Consider the following 22,164-nt stretch of genomic DNA (forward strand, 5'->3'; position numbering starts at 1 on the left):
GAGGCCGCGAGACGAGACCCCCGTCAAGCCTGCACCGCTGCGGACGCCAGGTCGCGGATCGCTGCATTGGCGATGGTCAGCTTGGCGAAGGTCCAGCCCGATCCCGACTGTTCGATCTCGTCCACCGAGGCGCGGACGCCTTCGACCACGGCCAGTTTCGAACCGATCCAGGCGTCCACGGCGGCCTCGGCCGCATCCTCGCTGACCCCGACGGCGGCGTCCGACGCTCGGGCCACGGCGCGGGTCAGGGTCGCCTGCTCGTTCATCAGGTCTTCGATCATGCGACGCACGGCCAGACGGTCGAAATGATCGACCGACGGGATCGACCCGGCGGCTGCGCGCAAACGGTCGAAGTCGAAGGCGGCGCCCACCTGGTGATACAGCCGCGCCATGGCCGCGACCGGCCAGCCGCTTTCCTGGGCCAGGTCGCCGATATCGGCGGCGGCCACCAGGGGCCGCATGATGGCGATGCGGCGGGTCAGGTCCTGCGGCGCGCCATGATGCGCGAAGATGGCGACTCGGTCATCCAGACGGTTCTGTTCGAAGCGCGACAGAACCGGCGCGCCCTCGGCTTGAAGCGCGTCGGCGGTCGGACGATAGCGGTCGATCAAGGCCTGGACCGACGCCCCGGCCTTGGCGCGACGGGCCAGCCAGAAGGTCTGGCGACGCAGCACCACGGCGATCTCGCGATAGAGGGCGGTCTGGGCCTCGGCCGAGATCTTGAGGTCCAGCGCCGAGACCGCGTCCCAGGCCTCGTCCAGTCGGAACACGCGCCTGGCGGCCTCGAAGGCGATGATCAGAGCTGTGGTGTCGCACTCGGCCGAGCCGCGCAGCCGGTCCGGGAAGGTCGGGCCGCACATGTTGACGACCTCGTTGGCTATGACGGTGGCGATGATCTCGCGCCGCAGCCGGTGGCTCTTCATCTCCGGCTCGAACCGGGCCAGGGCCTCGGGGAAGTAGCGGACCAGGATCTGTTCGAAGAAGGGATCCTCCGGCGCCTGGGACGCGACGATCTCTTCCGACAGCTCCAGCTTGGCGTAGGCGGTCAGCACCGCCAGCTCGGGTCGGGCCAGCGGGATTCCGGCGGCCATCATCTCCTTGACCCGGGCGTCGCCCGGCAGGCCCTCGACCTTGCGGTCCAGTTTGCCGCGCGCCGACAGGGCCAGCATGAACCGCTGCTGGGCGTCCAGGGCCCCAGACCCTTCCGCCTGTTGCAGGGTCAGGGCCAGGGTCTGGTCATAGTTGTGCGCCAGCACCTTCAGTCCGACTTCATCGGTCATGGACGCCAGCAGCGGGGTCCGCTCTTCGACCGGCAGGACGCCGTTGGTCACGGCCGACCCGACCAGGATCTTGATATTGACCTCGTGGTCCGAGGTGTCGACCCCGGCGGAGTTGTCGATGGCGTCGGTGTTCATCCGCCCGCCGCCCTGGGCGAAGACGATACGCCCGGCCTGGGTGAAGCCCAGATTGGCCCCTTCCCCCACCACCTTGACCCGCAGCTCGTCGCCGTTGATCCGCAGGGCGTCCGTGCCCTTGTCGCCGACCTGAGCGTCGGTCTCGGCCGCCGATTTCACATAGGTGCCGATCCCGCCGAGATACAGCAGGTCCGCCGGCGCCTTCAGTATGGCGCGGATCAGGCTGACGGGATCCAGTTCGTCGTCGGCGATGTCCAGCGCCGCCTTGATTTCGGGCGTCAGCTGGATCGACTTGGCCGAACGCGAGAAGACGCCGCCGCCTTGGGAAATCAGACCCTTGTCATAGTCCTGCCAGGACGAGCGCGGCAGGTCGAACAGCCGTTTGCGCTCGATCCAGCTGGCGGCGGGGTCGGGCGTGGGGTCGATGAAGATGTCGCGGTGGTCGAAGGCGGCGATCAGCTTGGTGGCCTTGGATAGAAGCGCGCCATTGCCGAAGACGTCGCCCGACATGTCGCCGACGCCGACCATGGTGAAGGGCTCGGTCTGGATGTCCCAGACCTTGTCGCGGGGACCGATCTCGCGGAAGTGGCGCTTGACCGCCTCCCAGGCGCCGCGCGCGGTGATGCCCATGGCCTTGTGGTCGTAGCCGATCGATCCGCCGCTGGCGAAGGCGTCGCCCAGCCAGAAACCGTAGGCGGCCGAAACCCCGTTGGCGATGTCCGAGAAGGTCGCCGTGCCCTTGTCGGCGGCGACGACCAGATAGGGGTCGTCCTGCTCCCAGGCGACGACATGGGCCGGACGCGTCACAGACCCGTCGGCGGCGATATTGTCGGTGATGTCCAGCAGGCCCGACAGGAAGGTGCGATAGGCGCGGATGGCCTCGCCCTGAATGGCCTCGCGGTCGGTCGTCCGGGGCAGTTGTTTGGGATAGAAGCCGCCCTTCGAGCCCACAGGCACGATGACAGCGTTCTTGACCTGCTGCGCCTTGACCAGGCCCAGCACCTCGGTGCGGAAGTCGTCGCGACGGTCGGACCAGCGCAGCCCGCCCCGCGCCACCGGCCCGAAGCGCAGGTGAACGCCTTCGACGTGCGGCGCCCAGACGAAAATCTCGCGATAGGGTTTGGGCAGCGGCAAATCTTCAAGCTCGCGCGAGGCGATCTTGATCGAGATGTACGGCTTGGACAGGCCGTCGGCGTCCAGCTGGAAATAGTTGGTGCGTTTGATCGCCCCGATCAGCGCGGCCATCCGGCGCAGGGCCTTGTCGTGGTCCAGGCTCTTCACGTCCTGCAGCAGGGCCGTGATCTTGGCGTTCAGTTCGGCCACCGCGCCCTCACGCGCCTCGACCGCGCCGTCCGCCGGGTCGAACCGGACCTTGAACAGGGACAGTAGGGCGCGCGACAGGTCGGGATATTCGCGCAGGGCCTCCTCCTGCACCGCCTGGGACGGATCAAGGCCCGTCTGTTGGCGATAGCGGGCCAGGGTGCGGATCAGGGCGGCCTCGCGCCATTCCATGCCCAGTTCGACGACCAGACGGTTGAAACCGTCGCTCTCGGTGCGGCCGTTCCACACGGCGGCGAAGGCGCGCTCGAACGGCTCCTTCACATCCGCGAAGACCAGGGCCTCGCCACGCGGGTCTTCCATCAGGAACTCGTGGACGTGAATCTCTTCCTCGCCCAGCGGCCGGATCGGATAGCCGTATTCCTCCAAGGTCTTCAGACCCATGTCGGCCATGATCGGCAGGACGTCCGACAGGGGCACCGATGGGCCGCGGCGATAGAGTTTGAAACGGAACTGCAGACGGCTGTCGTCGGCGTTGCGGAAGGCGCGGACCGCCACCGATTCTCCGGCTCCGACCTGTCCCGTCGCATTCAGCCGGTTCATCTCGCTCAGATCGACGGCGGCCTCGTCAGCGTCGTAGCGGTCACGGTAGGCGGCGCCGAAGGCGCGAGCCCAGCGCGTGCTCAGCGGCCCGACCTCGACATCCGCCACGTCGGCGCGGCGCAAGGCGGCTTCGAACCGTTCGACCCAGCCGCGCCCGGCTTCGGCCACGTCATGCTCAAGCTGGGCGGCGTCCGGGACCGGATGGTCGCCCGGCGTCACGCCGATGATGAAGTGAACCCGCACGAGGGGGGCGTCCGACAGCTGCGGATACCAAGCCGAGATCCGGCCGCCCCAGGCGCGGGCGACGATCTGGCCGATCCGCTCGCGCACCGAGGAATCGAATTTTTCACGCGGAATGAAGCACAGAACCGAGACGAACCGGTCGAACGGATCCTGGCGGGTGAACAGGCGGATGCGCGGCCGGTCGTAGAGGTGGAGGATGCCCAGGGCGATGGAAAGAAGCTCGTCCTCACCGATCTGGAACAGTTCGTCGCGCGGATAATTTTCGAGAATATTGCGCAGCCGCTTCTCGTTGTGGCTGCCGGGCGCCTTGTCGGCACGGTTCAGGACATTGGCCACCTTGCGGCGGATCAGGGGGGTCTCCGTCGCCAACTGGTCATAGGCGTCCGAGGTGAACAGGCCGACGAACCGCGTCTCGCCCGTCGCCTTGCCGTCCGGCCCGTAACGCTTGACCCCGACGTAATCCATGTAGGCGCGGCGATGAACGCGGGACCGGGCGTTGGCCTTGGCGACGGTGACCGGTTCGCTCAGGTCGAGCTGCCGGCGCATCTGACGGGTCAGGACAGCCGGTTCGGACGCACGACGCAGAACGGTGCGGTCCGGATCGGCCAGGATGCCCAGACCGGCGCTCGACTGGCTCAGCGGGGCCTCGGCCTCGTAGTCGCCGTCGGCGTTCAGGGGATAATTATAGTCGCGTGCGCCCAGGAAGACGAAATGATCGCTCTTCAGCCATTTCAGGAAGGCGATGTTTTCGGCCAGAACCGCCGGATCGACGGTCGGCGGCGTCGCCTCCAGCCTTTGCATGGCCTGACGCATCAGGCCGGTCATGGCCTCATGGTCGGCGACGGCGGCGTGGACGTCGGTCAAGCACTCGGCCAGGCCCTCGCCCAGGGCGTCACGGCGCTCCTGCGGGGCGCCGTCGATCACCAGCATGATCACCGACAGACGTCGATCGTCCAGCTCGACCACCGGATGGAACAGGGCCCGCACCGAGACCCCGGCCTCGGCCAGGGCGCCCATGACGCTGTCGACCAGGAAGGGCGCGTCCGTCTGGACGATGCGGACCAGGTCATAGTCCAGCGCCTGACCGTCGGCGCCGGCCAAGGGGCCGACAGTGATCAGGGGGGCGGAACCGGCCGGATAGTCCTTGGCCGCCCGCCACGAGGCGGCCAAGAGCGCGGCCAGATCCTCGCCGTCCAGCTCGGGCGTTTCGTCGGCGGCGTAATCCTCGTGCGCCTGAGCCAGGAAGGACTGCTCCGGCTTGCCGGGGCTGGTGCCGAGAATCCGCGCGAATGAGGTTTCCAGGGCGGCCGAAGAGATTGGCTGAACCGGGACGGGGCGCGGATCGAGGGCGGTCATGGACTACAGTCTCGGGCGACGCGGCCTTGGCCGCAAGGGCATGGCGCGACGAGGCGCCACAGCGTTGACTAGGCCAGGTCCGGTCGCGCGGGAAGCCCCTGACGATCGAAGATTCTCATGAACAGTGTTCAGGTTGGAAGACTTGTGCGGCGCCACAAACGAGAAGGCCGCCGAGCGGGGGAACTCGGCGGCCTGCGCGAACGACGCTCGGGGAGGGGAATGTGCGTCGGTCGCTTCGCTGCGGTTCGGAGGGGGATGTCCCGCAGCGTTGAAGATCAGATGGGAAGCCTTGTTTGAGGTTCAAGAGACCCAAACACAGCTTTCGATGTGGCGCGGCGCCGCAGGTTCAGGCTCCGGCGTCCGCCGCTGCTTCCGTCTCGGTCTGGTCCGCCTTTTTTCGTTTTGACTTGCCCTCGTCGGCATAGGGTTCGCCGTCGCCCGACAGCAGGATGGCCATCCATCGTGATCCCTGGAATTCGGCCAGAATCGCCATGGCCATGACGGCCAGAGGGGTGGATAGGAACATGCCGACCACGCCCCACAGCTTGCCCCAGAAGGCCAGGGACAACAGGACCACGACCGGGTCGATGTTCTGGTTGTCGCCCTGCATCCGCGGCTGGATCATATTGCCGACGATGAACAGTATGGCCTGAAGACCGACCAGCAGGATCAGGGCCGGCCAGTAGCTGGGGAACTGCACCAAGGCGAACAGGGGCGGCGCCAAGCCGGCCACTGCGCCACCCAGAACCGGAATGAAGCCGACGATGAAGATGACGAAGGTCCAGAACTCGGCGTTCTGAAGCCCCACGGCGCGCATCAGGATCCAGGCCACGACGCAGATCATGGCGCCGGTGACGGTCTGGACCCAGATATAGCCCTCGACCCCGCTGCGAACCCGGTTGAACACGGCCACCGCCTCGTCGCGCTGGCTCTTCTGCGGGAACATGGCCACGATCTTGCGCCGGAAACCGATCTGCGAGGCCAGCAGGAAGCCGAGATAGACCATGACGAAGAAAGCGCCGGACGCGATCCCCTGGGCCTGCATGGCGACCATGGTCACATAACCCCGGATGTCGACGCCGTTGATCAGGTCTTGCGCGGTGGGCGGCTGTTCCAGCCGCACCAGGCCGTAGACGTCGCGGATGATCTGATCGATGCGCGGCCCGATGTTCTGGGATACGCCCGAGGCCTCGCCGAAGAAGCTGGCCGCCCCGTTCACGATGATCGCGATGGCGGCGAAGAAGGACAGAACCACCAGGATCAGGGCGGCGACGCCGGCCCAATGGTCGTTCAGCGGCGTCCGGTCGGCCACCGAACGCTTCACGCCGTCGATCATGATCAACAGGAAGACGGCCATGGCCAGCGGAGTGAGGATGTCCCTCAGCCAATAGATCGCGGCGCCCGCAGCGACCGTGGCGATCAGGGCGGCGGCGTTCCGCGATACGGCCGAAGGCTGCATGGTGATAGGGCTTTTCATAGCGGTCCTTTTCGGCGGCGCGCCGAGCGGCGTCAACACGCACCAACAGCGGCGGTTCCGGCGCGACAGGCTCTGCGCTAGACCATTGCCAGTCCTCTGGAGACCTCTCATGTCCGACGCCCCTGCCGGCCTTTTCCTCGGCCAGTCCGACGCCGCCCGCCCGGAAACCCTGTTGTTTCACCGCGCCAATCGCCACGGCGTGGTCGCCGGGGCTACCGGCACCGGCAAGACGGTCACGCTGCAGATCATGGCCCAGGGCTTTTCTGACGCCGGGGTGCCGGTCTTCTGCGCCGATGTGAAGGGAGACCTGTCCGGCATTTCTCAGGTCGGAACGCCGAACGAGAAACTGGTCGCCCGGGCGACCGAAATGGGTCTGAACTTGACGCCGCGCGCGGCTCCGACCGTTTTCTGGGACCTGTATGGACAGAAGGGACACCCGATCCGCACGACCGTGTCAGAGATCGGTCCGGTGCTGATGTCCCGGATGCTGGACCTGAACGAGGTGCAGGAAGGCGTGATGACCGTCGTCTTCCATATCGCCGACAAGGAGGGCCTGCTGCTGCTGGACCTCGGCGACCTGCGCAGCCTGCTGGCCTATGTGGGCGAGAACGCCGAGCGGATTGGCCGCGAGGTCGGCAATGTCGCCCCCGCCTCCATCGCCGCCATCCAGCGCGCCCTGCTTCAGCTCGAACAACAGGGCGGCGACGCCTTCTTCGGGGAACCGGCTCTGAAACTGGAAGACATGATCCGCGTCGGTCTGGAAGGGCGCGGTCAGGTCAATGTGCTGGACTCCACCCGGCTGATGAACAGCCCGCGCCTGTATGGGGCCTTCCTGCTGTGGCTTTTGTCGGAACTGTTCGAACAACTGCCGGAGGTGGGCGACCCCGACAAGCCGCGCTTGGTCTTCTTCTTCGACGAGGCCCACCTGCTGTTCAACGATGCGCCGCGCGCCCTGCTGGAGAAGGTGGAACAGGTGGTGCGGCTGATCCGGTCAAAGGGGGTGGGGGTCTATTTCGTGACCCAGAATCCGGCCGACATCCCCGACAGCGTCCTGGCCCAGCTCGGCAACCGTATCCAGCACGCGCTCCGCGCCTATACGCCGTCGGAGCAGAAGGGGCTGAAGGCCGCCTCGCAAAGCTTCCGCCCCAATCCCGCCTTCGACACGGCCGAGGCGATCCAGGGGCTGGGCGTGGGCGAGGCCCTGGTTTCGGTGCTGGACGAGAAGGGCGCGCCCACCGTCGTGGCCCGCACCAAGATCCGGCCGCCGGCCTCGCGCCTGGGCCCGGCGACCGAGGCCGAGCGCGCCGCCGTCATGGCCGCCAGCCCGGTGCGCGGCCTCTACGATCAGATGCTGAACCGAGAATCCGCCGAGGAAATCCTCGCGGCCCGCCGTGCGGCCTCCGACCGGACTGAGGCCGAGGAGAAGGCTGAAGACCGGGCGCAGGAGGCGACGGCCAAGACGCGCGCCAGAAGCCAGCCCCGCCCCGCACCGGCGCCCCGCGCCCGAACCTCCAACCGCCAGACCCCGATGGAGGCCCTGACCAAGTCGGTGTTGCGCACGGCGGGATCCACCCTCACCCGCGAACTGCTGCGCGGATTGCTGGGTGGGCTGAAGCGCCGCTAGGTCTTGCAACGGGGCGGGGTCGAGCGCATCTCCCGCCCATGTTCATCCAGACCGAACCCACGCCCAATCCCAATGTGCTGAAGTTCCTGCCCGGCCGCGAGGTTTCGCCCATCGCCGTGCTGGATTACCGCACCATCGACGAGGCGACCGCCTCGCCTCTGGCCGAGGCCCTGTTCGAACTCGAAGGCGTCGACGGCGTCTTCTTCGGCGTCGACTATGTGTCGGTGACCCGGCAGGAGCGCGGGCCGGACTGGTCGGAGATGAAGGCGCCGATCCTGGGCGTTATCATGGATCATTTCGTCTCGGGCCGGCCCTTGACCCTCGCGGGATCTGAAACCGAGACCCATGCCGAGGACGACAGCGAGATCGTGGCCGAGATCAAGGCCCTGCTGGACAGCCGCATCCGCCCGGCCGTGGCCCAGGACGGGGGCGACATCCTGTTCGATTCCTTCGATGAGGCGACCGGGGTGCTGAGCCTGCGCATGCGCGGCGCCTGTTCGGGCTGCCCTTCGTCTTCGGCCACCCTCAAGTCTGGCGTCGAACAGATGATGCGCCATTATGTGCCAGAAGTGACGCGGGTCGAGCAGACCCTCTGACCGGCTGAGCGTTTTCGTTCTCGCCAGACGTGCGGCGGGGCGCCATCCTCGTCCTCCCATGCCGCGTTTTGTCCCCGATCCCGAAGTTCTTCGCCTGGGTGACGCCCTGGCCGCTCTGCGCCGCCAACGCGGCCTGTCTCAGGCCGAGGCCGGGGCGCGGCTGGATATGACCAGTCAGGGCTGGGGCCTCTATGAATCCGGCCGCCGACCCGGCCTGTTCCGGCCCGATGTTCAGCGTCGCCTGACCGGGGCGCTGGATTCGACGCCAGAGGCCCTGGCCTTGTTTGTCTCGGGCGCCCAGACGCCGCCCGTCGATCCGAGCGCGACCGGTCTGGAAAGCCGAGGGCGCGGCTTCGACGGCCCGCCGCCTGCTGACGTGAAACACCTGAGGGTCCGGGACGACGCCCTCTCGCCCTGGGCCGAACCGGGAGTCATCCTCGAATACCAACCGGATCTGTGGCCCAGGGGCGGCCAGGGTTGCATCATTGAGATGAAGGACGGCGACTTGCGCCCACGCCTCTTCGACCGGACCGAGGCCGACCGGCTCCATGTTCGGGGAGCGGGCGCGCTGGATCGGGCGGAGGTGATTGACCGCCAGTCTGTCGTCCGCATCTCGGCCGTGACCGCCCGCCGCGAATCATGAAACGAAAAGGTTGCATACGCGGAAAGGTTGTGAGATCGTCCCGGCATGGACAGGACGCCCGCCACAGCACGCAAGACGGCCCGCGCGCCGGAACCCTTGGACGCCGTCGTCGGCGCCCGGATCGCTTCACGGCGAACGGCCCTGGGTCTGTCGCAGACCGCCCTGGGCGCCCTGATCGGGGTCAGCTGCCAACAGGTGCAGAAGTACGAGGGCGGGCAGAACCGAATCTCGGCCTCGCGGCTGCACAATCTGGCCCTGGCCCTCGGTCTGCCCGTCGGGGCCTTCTTTCCCGAACCGGCGGACGGCGGGGAAATCCCCGAACTGTCCATGATGCGGACCATGGCCGCCACGCCCGAAGGCCGGGCGATGGCCGCCGGTTTTTCCCGCATCGAAGACCGGGCCGTGCGTCAGGCCCTGACGCGACTGGTGGAGGTTCTGTCTCGCGCGGCCTAGAAGGCGCGGCATGAGACTTCTGGTGATCGATACGGCGCTCGGCGCCTGCACGGCGGCGGTGTTTGAGGACGAGCGGCCCCTGGCCGTTCGTTTCGAACCCATGACCAAGGGCCATCAGGAACGTTTGGGCGGTCTGGTGCGCGATGTCATGGCCGAGGCGGGCCGCAGCTTCGACGCTCTGGACCGGATCGGCGTCACCGTCGGGCCGGGCTCCTTCACCGGTTTGCGGGTCGGGCTGGCCTTCGCCCAGGGACTGGGCGCGGCCCTGGATCGGCCGGTGGTCGGAGTGTCGGCTCTGGATGCGCTGGCCGCGTCTCTGGATTCGGGGGCAACGCCGGTTGCGGCCCTGATCGACGCCCGACGAGGCCAGGTCTACGCCAGGCTGTTCATGGATGGCGCTGCCGTTGGTGCGGATGAGGCCCTGTCGCTGGACGAGGCGGCGCGACGAATCGCCGCCCTGGGGAAAGATGTTCGACTGGTCGGCTCCGGCGCCGCCGTCCTGGCCGAGGCCTTTCCGGACCTTATCATGGCGTCCGTGGACCCTCGTGTTGCGCCGTCGGCTGAGGCTCTGGCGCGACTGGTCGCCGCAGCCGATCCCGCCGACCATCCGCCCCGCCCTCTGTATCTTCGGGCGCCGGACGCCACCCCGCCCACCCGCCTACCGGGCCAGCCGCGTCAACCGGTACCATGACGCCCGTCGATCCGGCCCTGCTGGCGCGACTGCACGCCCAGGCCTTCGCCGCGCCGTGGAGCGAGGCGGAGTTTGCGGACCTTCTTGGCCAGGCCGGCGTGCTCGCCGTGGTCGAACCGGACGGCTTCATCCTGGTTCGCGTGGTGCTGGATGAGGCCGAAATCCTGACTCTGGCTGTCCAGCCCGAGGCGCGCCGCGCGGGCCTGGGCGGGCGTTTGACGGGCCAGGGCGCCCTGGTCGCCGCCCGCGCCGGGGCCTCGCGTCTGTTCCTGGAGGTGGCCGAAGACAATGTCCCCGCCCGCGCCCTTTACGACCGGGCGGGCTTTCGTCCCATCGGACGTCGCAAGGCCTATTACGCCGCCCTGGACGGGGGGCGAACCGACGCCCTGGTCCTGAGTCTGGACCTCGCGGAAAATCCTGAAAAGGCGGCGCTTCCCTGAAACGATCCGACGTCCTATTCTAGGGGTATGGACCGGATCGAAAAACTCTGCGCCGACCGCGGCATGCGTATGACCGAACAGCGTCGGGTGATCGCCCGGGTGCTGTCCTCGGCCGAAGATCACCCGGATGTGGAGGAGCTGTATCGCCGCGCCTCCTCGATCGACCCGCACATCTCGATCGCCACCGTCTACCGCACCGTGCGCCTCTTCGAAGAGGCCGGCGTGGTCGAGAAGCATGACTTCGGCGACGGACGCAGCCGCTATGAAGAGGCGGGCGACGACCATCACGACCACCTGATCGACACCAAGACCGGCGAGGTGATCGAATTCTTCGACGCCGAGATCGAGAAGCTGAAGACCGAGATCGCCGACCGGCTGGGCTTCGAACTGATCGGCCATAAGCTGGAACTGTACGGCGTGCCGATCGAGGGCGCCGAACCGTCCAAGCGCGAAGGCCTGATCTTCAAACGCCATGCGGCCCGCGTGAACCCCGCGGATCTGCCCGCAGACGTGGATGCGGGCTGAGCCTCGGTCTTGTCGTCGCCTGTCCGGGCGATCATAAGCCCGGCATGACCGAAACCCAGGTTCAAGAAGCCGACGTGATGCCGGCGGCGCCGTCAAAGCGCCTGTTCATCAAGACCTACGGCTGTCAGATGAACGTCTATGACTCCGAGCGCATGGCCGACGTCCTGCGCCCCCTGGGCTATGCCGTCACCGAGGACGTGCGGGCCGCCGATTTCGTCATCTTGAACACCTGCCACATCCGAGAGAAGGCGGCGGAGAAGATCTATTCCGAACTCGGCAAGATGCGCGAGCTTCGCGACATCAAGCGCGAGACCGGCGGCGATCTGACCATCGCGGTCGCCGGCTGCGTCGCCCAGGCCGAGGGCGAAGAGATCATGCGCCGCCAGCCGGCGGTCGACATCGTCGTCGGCCCCCAGGCCTATCACCAGCTGCCCGAGCTTCTGACCCGCACGGCGCGGGCGCGGGGCGAACGGATCGGCGCCGACTTCGCCCCGGACGACAAGTTCGACGCGCTGCCGGCCGCCCGCTTTACCGAGGGGCCGACCGCCTTCCTGACGGTGCAGGAAGGCTGCGACAAGTTCTGCACCTTCTGCGTCGTGCCCTATACGCGCGGCGCGGAGTGGTCGCGTCCCCTGGCCTCGGTTCTGGAAGAGGCGCGGGCCCTGGCCGGGCGCGGCGTGCGCGAAGTCACTCTGCTGGGTCAGAACGTCAACGCCTATGACGGCGAACGGCCCGACGGCCGCAAGTCAAGCCTGGTCGAACTGGCCTACGCCCTGGCGGAAATTCCCGGACTGGACCGGATTCGCTACACCACCAGCCACCCGAACGACATGTCGGATGACCTGATTGCGGCCCACGGCGAGCTGGACGCCCTGATGCCCTATCTGCACCTGCCGGTTCAGGCGGGGTCGGACCGGATTCTGCGGCTGATGAACCGCAAGCACGGGCGTCAGACCTATTTCGACCTGATCGACCGCATCCGCAGCGCGCGACCCGACATCGCCATGGCGGGCGACTTCATCGTCGGCTTCCCCGGCGAGACGGACCGCGAGTTCGAGGACACGCTCGATCTGGTACGGCGGGTGAACTACGCCTCGGCCTTCGCCTTCATGTATTCGCCCCGCCCCGGCACCCCCGCCGCCGGAATGGGCAAACAGGTCGAGCCGGAGGTCGCCAAGGCGCGGCTCCACGCGCTGATCGACCTGCTGACCGAACAGCAGACCGCCTTCAACGCCGCGCAGGCGGGTCGGACCCTGAATGTGCTGTTTGATCGTCAGGGTCGCCACGGCCACCGTCGTCAAGCGGTCGGACGATCCCCATATCTTCAGTCGGTTCACGTCGATGACGCGGATCATCTGATCGGCCGGATCGTTCCGGTCGAAATCATCGCCGGCCAGCACAACAGTCTGACCGGTCGGCTCGTCGCCCCGGAGGCGACGGCCCCAGAGGAAAAGGCCGCTTGATGGCGCGAGAATCCGAGTTCGTCCCCTTGAACGACGCCGAATTGCGCGCCGTCGTCGGGCCGAACAGTCGTCACGTCGCCCTGATCGAGGATGCCTTCAAGGTGCTGGTCGAGGCGCCGGGCGGCGGGGTCTCGGTCAACGGCGGCACGCGCGACCGCGCCGATGCGCGCCAGGTCATTGAGGATCTGGCCAAGCGCGCAGCCCTGGGCGCGGAGGTCACTGAGGCCGATGTGCGCGCGGCCCTGGGCCAGGCGCGGGGTGGCAAGGGCACGCCGGGCATGGCGGCGGCGGGCGTGTCGCTTCCGGGCGGCAAGCGTGGCGCCATTGTGCCCAAGACCAAGGCTCAGGCCGCCTATCTGGACATGTTGGGCCGGTGCGAACTCAGCTTCGGCGTCGGCCCGGCCGGCACCGGCAAGACCTTCCTGGCCGCCGCCTACGGCGCTTCGCTTCTGCGGCGCGGTCAGGTGGACCGGCTGGTCATCACCCGGCCGGCGGTCGAGGCGGGCGAGAAACTGGGCTTCCTGCCGGGCGACCTGAATGAGAAGGTCGATCCCTATCTGGCCCCGATCTGGGAGGCGCTGAACGACATCCTGGGCGCCGAGGACGTGCAGCGCCGCCGCGACAAGGGCGAGATCGAAGCCGCCCCCATCGCCTTCATGCGCGGCCGCACCCTCAGCCACGCCTTCGTCATCGTCGATGAGGCACAGAACACCTCGCGCCTGCAGATGAAGATGGTCCTGACCCGGCTGGGCGAGGGTGCGCGCATGGTGGTGACGGGCGACCCGTCCCAGATCGATCTGCTGAACCCGCGCGATTCCGGCCTGGCCCACGCTCTGCGCATCCTCGACGGGGTCAAGGGTGTCGGTATCCTCAAGTTCGAAGCCTCGGACGTGGTGCGTCACGCCATGGTCGAGCGGATTGTGCGCGCCTATGACGCCGACGCCGCAAAGGGCCGCCCGGCCCCGGACCTCGAAGACCCCGCATGATCGAGATTGAAGTCGAGGCCGAGGCCTGGACCGGCGCCCTGCCGGAAACCGAGGCGGTGGTGACGAAGGCGGCCGAGGCGGCCCTGGGCGCTGTCGCGGGCGACGTGGTCGTCCTGCTGACGGATGACGAGGCGGTGTGTGAGCTGAACGCCCGGTTCCGTGACAAGGACAAGCCGACGAACGTCCTGTCCTTTCCGGCCCCTGAAAGCGCCGCCCCACACCTGGGCGACATCGTCCTGGCCTACGGCGTCTGCACAGCCGAAGCCCAGGCTCAGGGCAAGACCCTGTCGGATCATCTGAGCCATCTGGTCGTCCACGGCGTGCTGCACCTGCTGGGCCGCGACCACGAGGACGACGCCGAGGCCGAAGAAATGGAGGCCGAGGAGCGCGAGATCCTGGCCGAACTGGGCGTCGCCGACCCCTACGCCGCCGAATCCGCTGACCTTGGGCAGGACGTTTGATCATGTTTCCCGACGCCGCCCTGGACCGGTTCGCCGCCCGTATCCGCGCCCTGCCCGAGCGGCGGCGCGCCCTGACCTGGCGGTTCATCCGCATCGGCCTGGCCCTGCTGGCTGGGGCGGGAACAGCCCTGGCCCATCCGCCGTTCGGCGTCCTGATCGGCCTTCTGGGCTATCCGCTGCTGATGATCCTGTCCGAACGGTCGGACACGACAAGCGGCGCCTTCTGGATGGGCTGGCTGGCCGGTTTCGCCTATTTCTTCATCGGCTGCTGGTGGGTGGCCGAGGCCTTTTTCGTCAATCCTGAGCAGGCCTGGATGGCGCCCTTCGCCGCCAGTCTGCTGCCGGCGGGTATCGGCCTGTTCTGGGGGGCGGCCTGCGCCCTCTATCGCCGGTTCGCGCCTATCGGCGTGGTTCGAGTCCTGTTGTTCGCCGCCCTCTTCTGCGCCGCCGAATGGCTGCGCGGTCATGTGCTGACCGGTTTCCCATGGAACCCGGCCGGCGCGACCTGGCGGGCGGGCGGCGGCATGTCGCAGTTCGCCGCAGTCGTGGGCGTCTATGGGCTGAGCCTCGTCACGGTCGCCGGCACGGCCGCCTTCGCGCCCCTGATCGGTCCAGGCGCGGCCCGCAACCGGCTGATCTCGGCGGGACTGGGCGTCCTGGCCCTGGTTTTGGTCGGCGTCTTCGGCGCTGTGCGGCTGGCCCAGGCCGATCTGCAGTTCACCGACACCCTGGTCCGCCTGGTCCAGGCTGATGTGAAACAGGAGACGAAATGGTCGCCTGAAGCCTATCGCTCCATCGTGGATCGCTATGTGGCCCTGACCGGCCAGCCCGGCGCCCGGGTTCCTGACGTGGTGGTCTGGCCCGAAGGCGCCCTGCCGGCCTCGGCCAATGAGGTTTTCGCCTCGACGGATGCGACGGCCATCGCCAGCGCCCTGCGGCCGGGTCAGACACTGTTGATGGGGCTGGCGCGCGGCGAGGCGGATCTGACGGCCCCGGGGGGCGGCCGCTATTACAACAGTCTGTTCGCCCTGGCCGACGAAGGCGGGCCGGGCCTTCGGATCGCCGCCGTTTATGACAAGCACCGGCTGGTCCCGTTCGGCGAATATCTGCCGCTGGGTTCGGTCATGACCGCCATCGGCCTGCGCAGCCTGGTGCATATGCCCAGCGATTTCTCCGCCGGCCCGACCCCGGCGCCGATCCAGATTCCGGGCGCGCCGCCGGTTCAGGTGCTGATCTGCTATGAAAGCCTCTATCCCGGCTTCACTCCAGGCGCGGCGGGCCGCCCGGACTGGATCGTCAACGCCTCCAATGACGCCTGGTTCGGTGCGACCTCGGGTCCGCGCCAGCATCTGAACCTGGCCAGCTACCGCGCCATTGAGACCGGACTGCCCATCGCCCGGGCGACGCCGACGGGAATTTCAGCCATGATCGACCCCTGGGGCCGGATCGTGGACGGTCAGCGTCTGGACCCTGGCGTCATGGGCGTGATCGACACGCTCCTGCCGCGTCCGACAGGCGTCACCCCTTATGGACGACTGGGTGACGGGCCTTTCCTGGCGGGCCTGCTGGCCGCAGCGCTCGCCGGCTTGTGGCCGCTGATTCTAAGAACTAGGCTTCGCCCGAATCGGTCAGTGATTTGAGTGGGCGGGGACGGCATGGCGCGTGAGAAGCTCGAGGAGCCGCATCCCGTCGATCGTCACGTCGGCCGCCGCGTTCAGGAAAAACGCCTGGATCTGGGACTGACCCAGACCGCTCTAGCCCGCGCCGTCGGCGTCAGCTTCCAGCAGGTTCAGAAGTACGAGAAGGGCGCCAACCGTGTCTCGGCCTCGAAACTGTTCGAGATGGCCGAGTTCATGAAGGTGGAGATCCCCTTCTTCTTCCAGGGTTTTCATGACGCGCAGCCGGGCGTGAGTGAAGAAGAGACGCCCGGCTTCGACCACGAGCACAAGCCGACGAAACACAGTGTCGAGATCGCCCGCCTGGCGCCGCGCCTTCCGGCCCGGAACCAGAAGCTGATCCTGGACATGATGCGCGAAATGCTGGGCGAGGGCGCCGACAAGCCGCGCTGAGCCGGATCAGCCGACGGCTGTGATCTCCACCGACTGACCCGCCACCAGGGCCTCGTCCCCGACCCGCTTGCCCAGCAGGGCGCGGGCCAGCGGCGAGACATGGCTGACCGAGCCCTTGGCCGGGTCCGCCTCGTCCTCGCCGACGATCCGCCAGGTCTGGGTCCGGCCGTCCTCGCGTTCGATGGAGACCGAGCCGCCGAATCGCACTCCGCCGTCGTCTGCGGTGGGCTCCTGGAGTTGGGCGGAGGCGCGGCGGGCGGACCAGTAGCGCAGGTCTCGCGTCGCGCGCGCCATGGCGGTGCGGTCGGTTTCAATGGAGCCCTTCACCTGGGCGGCGGTATAGGCGGCGCGGGCGGCGGCCAGTTCGGCCTCGATCAGGGCCAGGCCTTCGGGCGTGACCAGATTGGGGTGGGGCGAGATCGGCCGGTCCGCCAAGTCGGCGGCGGTGGCTTCCAGATCTTCTTCTCGGGTGAATGCAACGCTCATGGTTCGGAACATAGCGACGCCCGTCCCTATAGCCAGCGTCGCCGCGAGCGGGCAAAGCGGGGGATGACCCAATCCAAACGCAAAGTGCATGTCATCGGCGCCGGCCCCGCCGGGCTGATGGCGGCTGAACGCCTCGCCCAGGCGGGTCTAAGCGTCGTGGTTCACGAACGGATGCCGTCCGTCGCGCGCAAATTCTTGATGGCCGGTCGCGGCGGACTGAATCTGACCCATTCGGAGCCTCTGGACCGGTTCCTGACCCGTTATGGCCCGGCCCAGGCGCCGGTCTCGCGCTGGATCGACGCCTTCACGCCCGCCGACCTGACCGCCTGGGTCAAAGAACTGGGCCAGCCGACCTTCATCGGGTCCAGCGGGCGAGTGTTTCCCGACGCGATGAAGACCTCGCCCCTGCTCCGGGCCTGGCTGGCGCGGCTGGAGGGTCTGGGCGTCGAGATCCGCACCCGATCATGCTGGGCGGGCTGGCGCGACGGGGCTCTGGTGTTCGAGACCCCGGACGGAGAGCGTTTGGAACGGCCGGACGCCGTGGTCCTGGCCCTTGGCGGCGCCAGCTGGCCGCGCCTGGGGTCGGACGGCGCCTGGAAACCTTGGCTTGAGGCCGCCGGGGTCGCCGTCGCGCCCTTCCGCCCCGCCAATGTGGGGTTTGACCTCGCCTGGTCCCCGCTGTTCCGTGATCGGTTCGCGGGTCAGCCGCTGAAGGGCGTCGCCGTGACGCATGGGGGAAAGACCGCGCGCGGCGAGGCCATGATCGCCCGCTACGGCCTCGAAGGCGGCGCCATCTACGCCCTGTCGGCCGCGCTGCGGGCGTCGGTGGAGGCGGACGGGCGGGCCGATGTCCAAATCGATCTGAAGCCGGATGTCGCGGTCGGCAAACTGACCGACCGGCTGTCGAAGCCCCGCGGCAAGGCCAGCCTGTCGAACCATCTGCGCAAGGTGGTCGGGCTCGAGTCGGCCGCCGTCGCCCTGCTGTATGAAGCCGGCCCCCCGCCGGTTTCGCCCCGCGCCCTGGCCGAGCGGATCAAGGCCATGCCGCTGACGCTGACGGGCGTTCAGGGCCTGGAACGCGCGATTTCCTCGGCCGGCGGTGTGGCGCTGGAGGGCGTCGACGAAAGGCTGATGCTCACCGCCCGACCGGGCGTCTTCGTCGCCGGCGAGATGCTGGACTGGGAGGCGCCGACCGGCGGCTACCTGCTTCAGGCCAGCTTCGCATCGGGCGTCGTCGCGGCGCGCGGCCTTATGGCCTGGCTCGACAGGCGGGACTGACGCGGGCAGGGTTGAACTCCCCCGCCATTCTGGAGCTCTCCCCCGATGCGCCACGCCCTGCCCGCTGTTTCCGCCCTCGCCCTGATCATCGCCAGTTCCTCTGCGACCGCACAGGAGAAGCCTGACATCGACGCGTCGCGGATGAATGAGGCCGTGCGCGTTCTGGCGTCGGACGAATTCGAAGGCCGCGCCCCCGCATCGGCGGGAGAGGAAAAGACGGTCGCCTGGCTCGTCGAACAGTTCCGCGCCGCCGGCGCAGAGGGCGGCGGGCCGGACGGCGCCTTCGTCCAGGTCGCCCATCTGTCGCGCACGCGCCAGGACGGCCCGGCGACTGTCGCCGCCCGTGTCGGTGATCAGACCATAGCCCTCGAGCGCGGCCCGGACGTCTTGGTCTCGAGCGACCGCCCGACCGACCATATCACCGTGACCGACGCCCCCGTGGTCTTCGTCGGCTATGGCGCCACCGCGCCCGAGCGCCAGTGGGATGATTTCAAGGACGTGGACGTGCGCGGCAAGGTCATCGTCGTCCTGGTCAATGATCCCGACTTTGAAGCCCCGGCGGGCGATCCGGTCGCCGGCAAGTTCGACGACAAGGCCATGACCTTCTACGGCCGCTGGACCTATAAATTCCTAGAGGCCGGCCGTCGCGGCGCGGCGGGGGTGCTGGTGGTGCATGAGACGGCCGGCGCCGGCTACGGCTGGTCGGTGCTGCAGAACTCGTCGGCCGCGCCCAAGTTCGACATCGTCCGCGCCGACCCGAACGCGGAGCGCGCCCCCTTCCAGGGCTGGATCCAGCGCGCCAAGGCCGAGGAACTGTTCACCGCCGCCGGCCTGGACTTCGCCGCTCTGAAGAACAGGGCTCGCAGCGCCGACTTCCGCCCCGTCGTCTTGCCGGGAATGACGATGAGCGTTGATTTCCGCCAGATCGCCGACCGGGTGGAAACCAAGAACGTGATCGCCCGCATACCCGGCTCCGAACGGCCCAACGAGACCGTCATGTACGGCGCCCACTGGGACGGTTACGGCGTGGGCACGCCCGACGCCTCGGGCGACAAGATCTACAATGCGGCGGTGGACAATGCGACCGGCGTCGCGGCCCTGCTGGAGCTGGCCCACGCCTTCGCCGACGCGCCGCGCCCGAAACGCTCGATCGTCTTCGCCGCCTGGTCGGGGGAGGAGGCCGGCCTGCTGGGTTCGACCTATTATGCCGCCAATCCGGTCTGGCCGCTGGAGACGACCGTGGCCAACATCAATGTCGACAGCCTGCTGCCGGGAACCGAGATCGATCCCAATGTCGTGGTCATCGGCAAGGGCAAGAACCAGCTGGACGACGTCCTGGCCCGCCATGCGACCGCGACCGGTCGCACCCTGATCGCCGATCCGGCGCCCCAGGCCGGCGCCTTCTATCGCTCCGACCACTTCCCCCTCGCCTTGAAGGGCGTGCCGGCCCTGTTCCCGGCCGCCGGTTTCACCGGCGCCAGCGCCGCCAGCCGCGACTATGTCCAGAACCGCTATCACCAGCCGTCGGACGAATGGGATGCGACCTGGCGCATGGACGTCGCCGCTGCGGACGTGGCCCTGATCTACGCCGTCGGCCGCGACCTGGCCCAGTCCGACGCCTGGCCCGAATGGAATCCCGGCGCCGAGTTCGGCCCCGCGCGGGATCAGTCCAAGGCGTCGCGGCCTTAAGAGGCCGTTGTCTGGAACGAGGGGACGACGAGCTGCAGCTCGGGCGCGGCGGCGCTGGTCGCGGCGCCCAGCGGCAGATGCAGGATGAAGGCGGCGCCCTTGCCCGGCTCGCTCTCGACCTCGGCCCAGCCGCCGTGCAGTTCGACCAGGGCCTTGACCAAAGCGAGGCCGACGCCGGGGCCGCCGCGCTCGCGCCGCACGAACCGGTCGAAGACGTGGGCCTGCAGGTGATAGGGGATGCCGCGTCCCGAATCCGACACGGTCACCCGCATTTCCGACGGCCCCATCTCGGCCGACAGGGTCACGGCGCCGCCTTCGGACACGGCGCGGGCGGCGTTCTCCAGCAGGTGGTTCAGGGCCTGGCCGATACGGTGGTCGTCAGCGCGGATCGGCTTCAGACCCGGCGGGCAGGTCACGGTCAGGGTCGCGCCCCGGCCCTCGACCTTGGCGCGCACCCGTTCGGCGGCCTGCTCCAGCAGATCCTGAACACGCACGTCGCCCAGCGACAGCTCCATCTCGCCGGCGTCGATCTGGGCCATGTCCAGCACGTCGTCGATGGACCGGGCCAGCTGGCTGGCGGCGACACGGATGGCGCCCGCGTGCTGGCGGCTGCGTTCCGGCAGGTCGCCCATGGTCTCGAGCAGTTCGGAATAGCCGACGATGGTCGTCAGCGGGGTGCGCAGCTCATAGGAGACGCTGCCGACGAATTCGCGTTTCAAGGCCTGACTCTCAGCCAGAGCCTGTTCGCGCTGAACCAGAGCCTGTTCCAGACCGCGCCGGGCCGTGATGTCCGAGAAGGCGACCAGGGTGGCGCCGTCGGGGAGGGGCCGCGTCTGCCAGGCCGCGATCCGGCCGTCGATGGTGCGCCCTTCGCCCGATATGGCGACCCGGCTTTCGGGATCGGGATCGGCGACCCGGGCCTTCAACCCCAGCCACAAGGCGGGATCCGGCAGTACGGCCTTGCACAGTTCGGCCAGGGCGTCGAAGTCGGTCGAGCCGGCGATCTGTTCCGCCGACAGTTTCCAGAAGGTCTCGAACGCCTCGTTGTGCAAGCGCAGCCGTCCGTCTGAACCGAACACAGCGACGGCGTCGTTCAGCTTGTCCAGGGTCGCCCGCTGGACCTGGATCTGGGCGTTGAACCGGCTTCTCAGGTTCAGTTCGTCGGTGATGTCCGAGAAGATCAGCAATATGCCGCCCAGCGGATGGGGCTGGCGCACGACCCGCAGGGTGCGGCCGTCCGGAAGCGACCAGCTGTCGTCGGGCGAGGCCTGGGATGCGCCATAGAACTCCAGCTCGCGCGCCTTCCAGCCGGCGTAGTCCATGACCTCGGGCAGGCGCCGACGCTGGCGCAAACGGTCCAGCAGTTCGGCGTGGGTCGGGCGTTCGTCCAGCCAGGCCGGGTCGATGTCGAACAGGGTCTGGAAGGCGGTGTTGTGGAAGGCCAGCCGCTTGGACGGGCCGAAGATGGCCACGGCGTCGGCCAGATGGTTCAGCGTCTCGTCATGGGCGTCGACGTGGCGGCGCAGGGTGTCGCGCGTCTCTTCCGCCTCGGTCACCTCGATGGCGAAGGCGGTGACGGCGCCGCCGCCGGCCGGTTCGGCGATGATTCGCCAGGCGCGGCGATGGCCGCCGCCGGTGGTCCAGCGGAAGCCTTCTTGGCGCACGCCCAGCCGCCCGGCCTCCGCCACCAGGGCGTCGGCGCCCCGGTCGAACGACAGGCCCTTGTCCCGCGCCGTCTCGACACTGTCGGCGCCGATCTCGTGCAGCCAGACCCGGTTGGCCCAGGCCAGTTTGCCGGCGCCGTCCACCACCCAGGTCGGGATCGGCGAGGCGTCGCCCAGCAGGGCCAAGCCGCTCTCGGTCGCATCGGCGCCGGTCAGCATGACGCGCGACGCCGGCGACAGCCGCAACCAGGCGCCGCCGCCCGCCACCCGGCCCTCGATCCGCCAGGGCTCCACGTCGCCCAGTTCGATCAGGCCTTCAAACGCCTTGCCCGCCGTCACCAGGCCGTCGATCAGCACGACATAAGAGGTCTTCAACCGGGTCAGCAGGGCCTGTCCCGCCGCGTCGCCGTTGGCCTCGGTCAGGCGGTCGATCAGTTCGGGCGGGCCGATGGGGGGGCCGCTGGCTTCGCCGTCAGGGGTCAGGGCCAGGCTGACGTCGTCAAAGGCCCGCAACATGCTGTCATGGCGGCTGAGATCGGCCAGGGCCGCGGCCCGCTCGCCTTCGGCCAGGGTCGCAGCGGCGTTCAGCCTGGCGCGCAGACGCAGAGCCCAGGCGCTGACCGCCAGGGCCAGCCCGGCTGCGCCCGCAGTGGCGACATAGGCGATGTCGGCCTCGGCCATTCTTGTCCCTGGGTCCCGCGACCTGATTCGGCGTTCACCATAC

18 protein-coding genes are annotated in these 22,164 nt (G+C 68.4%); 14 read left to right on the forward strand and 4 right to left on the reverse strand.

Going from position 1 to position 22,164, the window contains the following annotated elements:
• Positions 1 to 23 precede the first annotated feature (23 nt).
• Both Q7J26_RS04305 and Q7J26_RS04310 read right to left on the reverse strand, forming a co-directional pair.
• A complete protein-coding gene (locus Q7J26_RS04305) occupies positions 24 to 4,895 on the reverse strand; it encodes an NAD-glutamate dehydrogenase (RefSeq protein ID WP_304935274.1) in 4,872 nt (1,623 codons plus the stop codon).
• A 346-nt stretch (positions 4,896 to 5,241) separates the two neighbouring features.
• A complete protein-coding gene (locus Q7J26_RS04310; protein ID WP_304935275.1) occupies positions 5,242 to 6,372 on the reverse strand; it encodes an AI-2E family transporter in 1,131 nt (376 codons plus the stop codon).
• A gap of 109 nt (positions 6,373 to 6,481) precedes the next feature.
• Here Q7J26_RS04310 and Q7J26_RS04315 point away from each other — a divergent pair, with 109 nt between their 5' ends.
• The 12 genes from Q7J26_RS04315 to Q7J26_RS04370 are packed head-to-tail and all read left to right on the forward strand — an operon-like array spanning position 6,482 to position 16,323.
• Positions 6,482 to 7,996 (forward strand): helicase HerA-like domain-containing protein, encoded by a 1,515-nt coding sequence (locus tag Q7J26_RS04315; RefSeq protein ID WP_304935276.1) that lies wholly within the window; start codon positions 6,482 to 6,484, stop codon positions 7,994 to 7,996.
• Positions 7,997 to 8,034: 38 nt separating this feature from the next.
• On the forward strand, positions 8,035 to 8,592 hold the full coding sequence (locus Q7J26_RS04320; protein WP_304935277.1) for a NifU family protein: 558 nt from the start codon (positions 8,035 to 8,037) through the stop codon (positions 8,590 to 8,592).
• A 58-nt stretch (positions 8,593 to 8,650) separates the two neighbouring features.
• Complete coding sequence (locus Q7J26_RS04325) at positions 8,651 to 9,235, forward strand: helix-turn-helix transcriptional regulator (protein ID WP_304935278.1); 585 nt, start codon at positions 8,651 to 8,653, stop codon at positions 9,233 to 9,235.
• Between the two features lie 45 nt (positions 9,236 to 9,280).
• On the forward strand, positions 9,281 to 9,688 hold the full coding sequence (locus tag Q7J26_RS04330; protein ID WP_304935279.1) for a helix-turn-helix domain-containing protein: 408 nt from the start codon (positions 9,281 to 9,283) through the stop codon (positions 9,686 to 9,688).
• 10 nt (positions 9,689 to 9,698) lie between these two features.
• Positions 9,699 to 10,379, forward strand: coding sequence for a tRNA (adenosine(37)-N6)-threonylcarbamoyltransferase complex dimerization subunit type 1 TsaB (tsaB, locus tag Q7J26_RS04335; protein ID WP_304935280.1), 681 nt, complete (start codon positions 9,699 to 9,701; stop codon positions 10,377 to 10,379).
• Positions 10,376 to 10,819: a GNAT family N-acetyltransferase gene (locus Q7J26_RS04340; protein WP_304935281.1), complete on the forward strand. Its 444-nt coding sequence runs from the start codon at positions 10,376 to 10,378 to the stop codon at positions 10,817 to 10,819. The genes tsaB and Q7J26_RS04340 overlap by 4 nt, the downstream gene beginning before the upstream one ends.
• A gap of 27 nt (positions 10,820 to 10,846) precedes the next feature.
• Positions 10,847 to 11,344, forward strand: a complete 498-nt coding sequence (locus Q7J26_RS04345) for a Fur family transcriptional regulator (RefSeq protein ID WP_008259871.1) — start codon at positions 10,847 to 10,849, stop codon at positions 11,342 to 11,344.
• A 44-nt stretch (positions 11,345 to 11,388) separates the two neighbouring features.
• Positions 11,389 to 12,807, forward strand: a complete 1,419-nt coding sequence (miaB, locus tag Q7J26_RS04350; RefSeq protein WP_304935282.1) for a tRNA (N6-isopentenyl adenosine(37)-C2)-methylthiotransferase MiaB — start codon at positions 11,389 to 11,391, stop codon at positions 12,805 to 12,807.
• The gene (locus Q7J26_RS04355; RefSeq protein ID WP_304935283.1) at positions 12,807 to 13,793 is read left to right on the forward strand and encodes a PhoH family protein; all 987 of its coding nucleotides are present in this window, start codon (positions 12,807 to 12,809) and stop codon (positions 13,791 to 13,793) included. Before miaB ends, Q7J26_RS04355 begins: the two co-directional genes overlap by 1 nt.
• A complete protein-coding gene (gene ybeY, locus Q7J26_RS04360; RefSeq protein WP_304935284.1) occupies positions 13,790 to 14,254 on the forward strand; it encodes an rRNA maturation RNase YbeY in 465 nt (154 codons plus the stop codon). The genes Q7J26_RS04355 and ybeY overlap by 4 nt, the downstream gene beginning before the upstream one ends.
• Before the next feature lie 2 nt (positions 14,255 to 14,256).
• The gene (gene lnt, locus Q7J26_RS04365; protein ID WP_304935285.1) at positions 14,257 to 15,894 is read left to right on the forward strand and encodes an apolipoprotein N-acyltransferase; all 1,638 of its coding nucleotides are present in this window, start codon (positions 14,257 to 14,259) and stop codon (positions 15,892 to 15,894) included.
• A gap of 15 nt (positions 15,895 to 15,909) precedes the next feature.
• Positions 15,910 to 16,323 carry a helix-turn-helix domain-containing protein gene (locus Q7J26_RS04370; RefSeq protein ID WP_304935286.1) on the forward strand — a complete coding sequence of 138 codons (414 nt, stop codon included), beginning with the start codon at positions 15,910 to 15,912 and terminating at the stop codon, positions 16,321 to 16,323.
• A gap of 6 nt (positions 16,324 to 16,329) precedes the next feature.
• Here the strand turns inward: Q7J26_RS04370 and greA are convergent, their stop codons facing one another.
• Positions 16,330 to 16,809 (reverse strand): transcription elongation factor GreA, encoded by a 480-nt coding sequence (gene greA, locus Q7J26_RS04375; protein WP_304935287.1) that lies wholly within the window; start codon positions 16,807 to 16,809, stop codon positions 16,330 to 16,332.
• A 63-nt stretch (positions 16,810 to 16,872) separates the two neighbouring features.
• Between greA and Q7J26_RS04380 the strand changes: the two genes are divergently transcribed.
• Both Q7J26_RS04380 and Q7J26_RS04385 read left to right on the forward strand, forming a co-directional pair.
• A complete protein-coding gene (locus Q7J26_RS04380; protein ID WP_304935288.1) occupies positions 16,873 to 18,087 on the forward strand; it encodes a TIGR03862 family flavoprotein in 1,215 nt (404 codons plus the stop codon).
• Positions 18,088 to 18,132: 45 nt separating this feature from the next.
• The gene (locus tag Q7J26_RS04385; protein ID WP_304935289.1) at positions 18,133 to 19,776 is read left to right on the forward strand and encodes a M28 family metallopeptidase; all 1,644 of its coding nucleotides are present in this window, start codon (positions 18,133 to 18,135) and stop codon (positions 19,774 to 19,776) included.
• On the opposite strand, the gene Q7J26_RS04390 is transcribed toward Q7J26_RS04385, so the two are convergent.
• Positions 19,773 to 22,121: an ATP-binding protein gene (locus Q7J26_RS04390; RefSeq protein WP_304935290.1), complete on the reverse strand. Its 2,349-nt coding sequence runs from the start codon at positions 22,119 to 22,121 to the stop codon at positions 19,773 to 19,775. The two genes, Q7J26_RS04385 and Q7J26_RS04390, sit on opposite strands and share 4 nt — an antisense overlap.
• Between the last annotated feature and the right edge of the window lie 43 nt (positions 22,122 to 22,164).

The sequence above is a fragment of the Brevundimonas sp. genome, from assembly GCF_030656255.1.
GTDB lineage: Bacteria > Pseudomonadota > Alphaproteobacteria > Caulobacterales > Caulobacteraceae > Brevundimonas.

What these genes read in the sequence shown, in the direction of transcription:
- Q7J26_RS04345 (WP_008259871.1), top strand. Translation starts at nt 10,847, where the DNA reads ATGGACCGGATCGAAAAACTCTGCGCCGACCGCGGCATGCGTATGACC.
- greA (WP_304935287.1), bottom strand. Translation starts at nt 16,809, where the DNA reads ATGAGCGTTGCATTCACCCGAGAAGAAGATCTGGAAGCCACCGCCGCC.
- tsaB (WP_304935280.1), top strand. Translation starts at nt 9,699, where the DNA reads ATGAGACTTCTGGTGATCGATACGGCGCTCGGCGCCTGCACGGCGGCG.
- Q7J26_RS04325 (WP_304935278.1), top strand. Translation starts at nt 8,651, where the DNA reads ATGCCGCGTTTTGTCCCCGATCCCGAAGTTCTTCGCCTGGGTGACGCC.
- Q7J26_RS04330 (WP_304935279.1), top strand. Translation starts at nt 9,281, where the DNA reads ATGGACAGGACGCCCGCCACAGCACGCAAGACGGCCCGCGCGCCGGAA.
- Q7J26_RS04390 (WP_304935290.1), bottom strand. Translation starts at nt 22,121, where the DNA reads ATGGCCGAGGCCGACATCGCCTATGTCGCCACTGCGGGCGCAGCCGGG.
- Q7J26_RS04315 (WP_304935276.1), top strand. Translation starts at nt 6,482, where the DNA reads ATGTCCGACGCCCCTGCCGGCCTTTTCCTCGGCCAGTCCGACGCCGCC.
- miaB (WP_304935282.1), top strand. Translation starts at nt 11,389, where the DNA reads ATGACCGAAACCCAGGTTCAAGAAGCCGACGTGATGCCGGCGGCGCCG.
- Q7J26_RS04385 (WP_304935289.1), top strand. Translation starts at nt 18,133, where the DNA reads ATGCGCCACGCCCTGCCCGCTGTTTCCGCCCTCGCCCTGATCATCGCC.
- Q7J26_RS04305 (WP_304935274.1), bottom strand. Translation starts at nt 4,895, where the DNA reads ATGACCGCCCTCGATCCGCGCCCCGTCCCGGTTCAGCCAATCTCTTCG.
- Q7J26_RS04340 (WP_304935281.1), top strand. Translation starts at nt 10,376, where the DNA reads ATGACGCCCGTCGATCCGGCCCTGCTGGCGCGACTGCACGCCCAGGCC.
- Q7J26_RS04380 (WP_304935288.1), top strand. Translation starts at nt 16,873, where the DNA reads ATGACCCAATCCAAACGCAAAGTGCATGTCATCGGCGCCGGCCCCGCC.
- Q7J26_RS04355 (WP_304935283.1), top strand. Translation starts at nt 12,807, where the DNA reads ATGGCGCGAGAATCCGAGTTCGTCCCCTTGAACGACGCCGAATTGCGC.
- Q7J26_RS04310 (WP_304935275.1), bottom strand. Translation starts at nt 6,372, where the DNA reads ATGAAAAGCCCTATCACCATGCAGCCTTCGGCCGTATCGCGGAACGCC.
- lnt (WP_304935285.1), top strand. Translation starts at nt 14,257, where the DNA reads ATGTTTCCCGACGCCGCCCTGGACCGGTTCGCCGCCCGTATCCGCGCC.
- Q7J26_RS04320 (WP_304935277.1), top strand. Translation starts at nt 8,035, where the DNA reads ATGTTCATCCAGACCGAACCCACGCCCAATCCCAATGTGCTGAAGTTC.
- Q7J26_RS04370 (WP_304935286.1), top strand. Translation starts at nt 15,910, where the DNA reads ATGGCGCGTGAGAAGCTCGAGGAGCCGCATCCCGTCGATCGTCACGTC.
- ybeY (WP_304935284.1), top strand. Translation starts at nt 13,790, where the DNA reads ATGATCGAGATTGAAGTCGAGGCCGAGGCCTGGACCGGCGCCCTGCCG.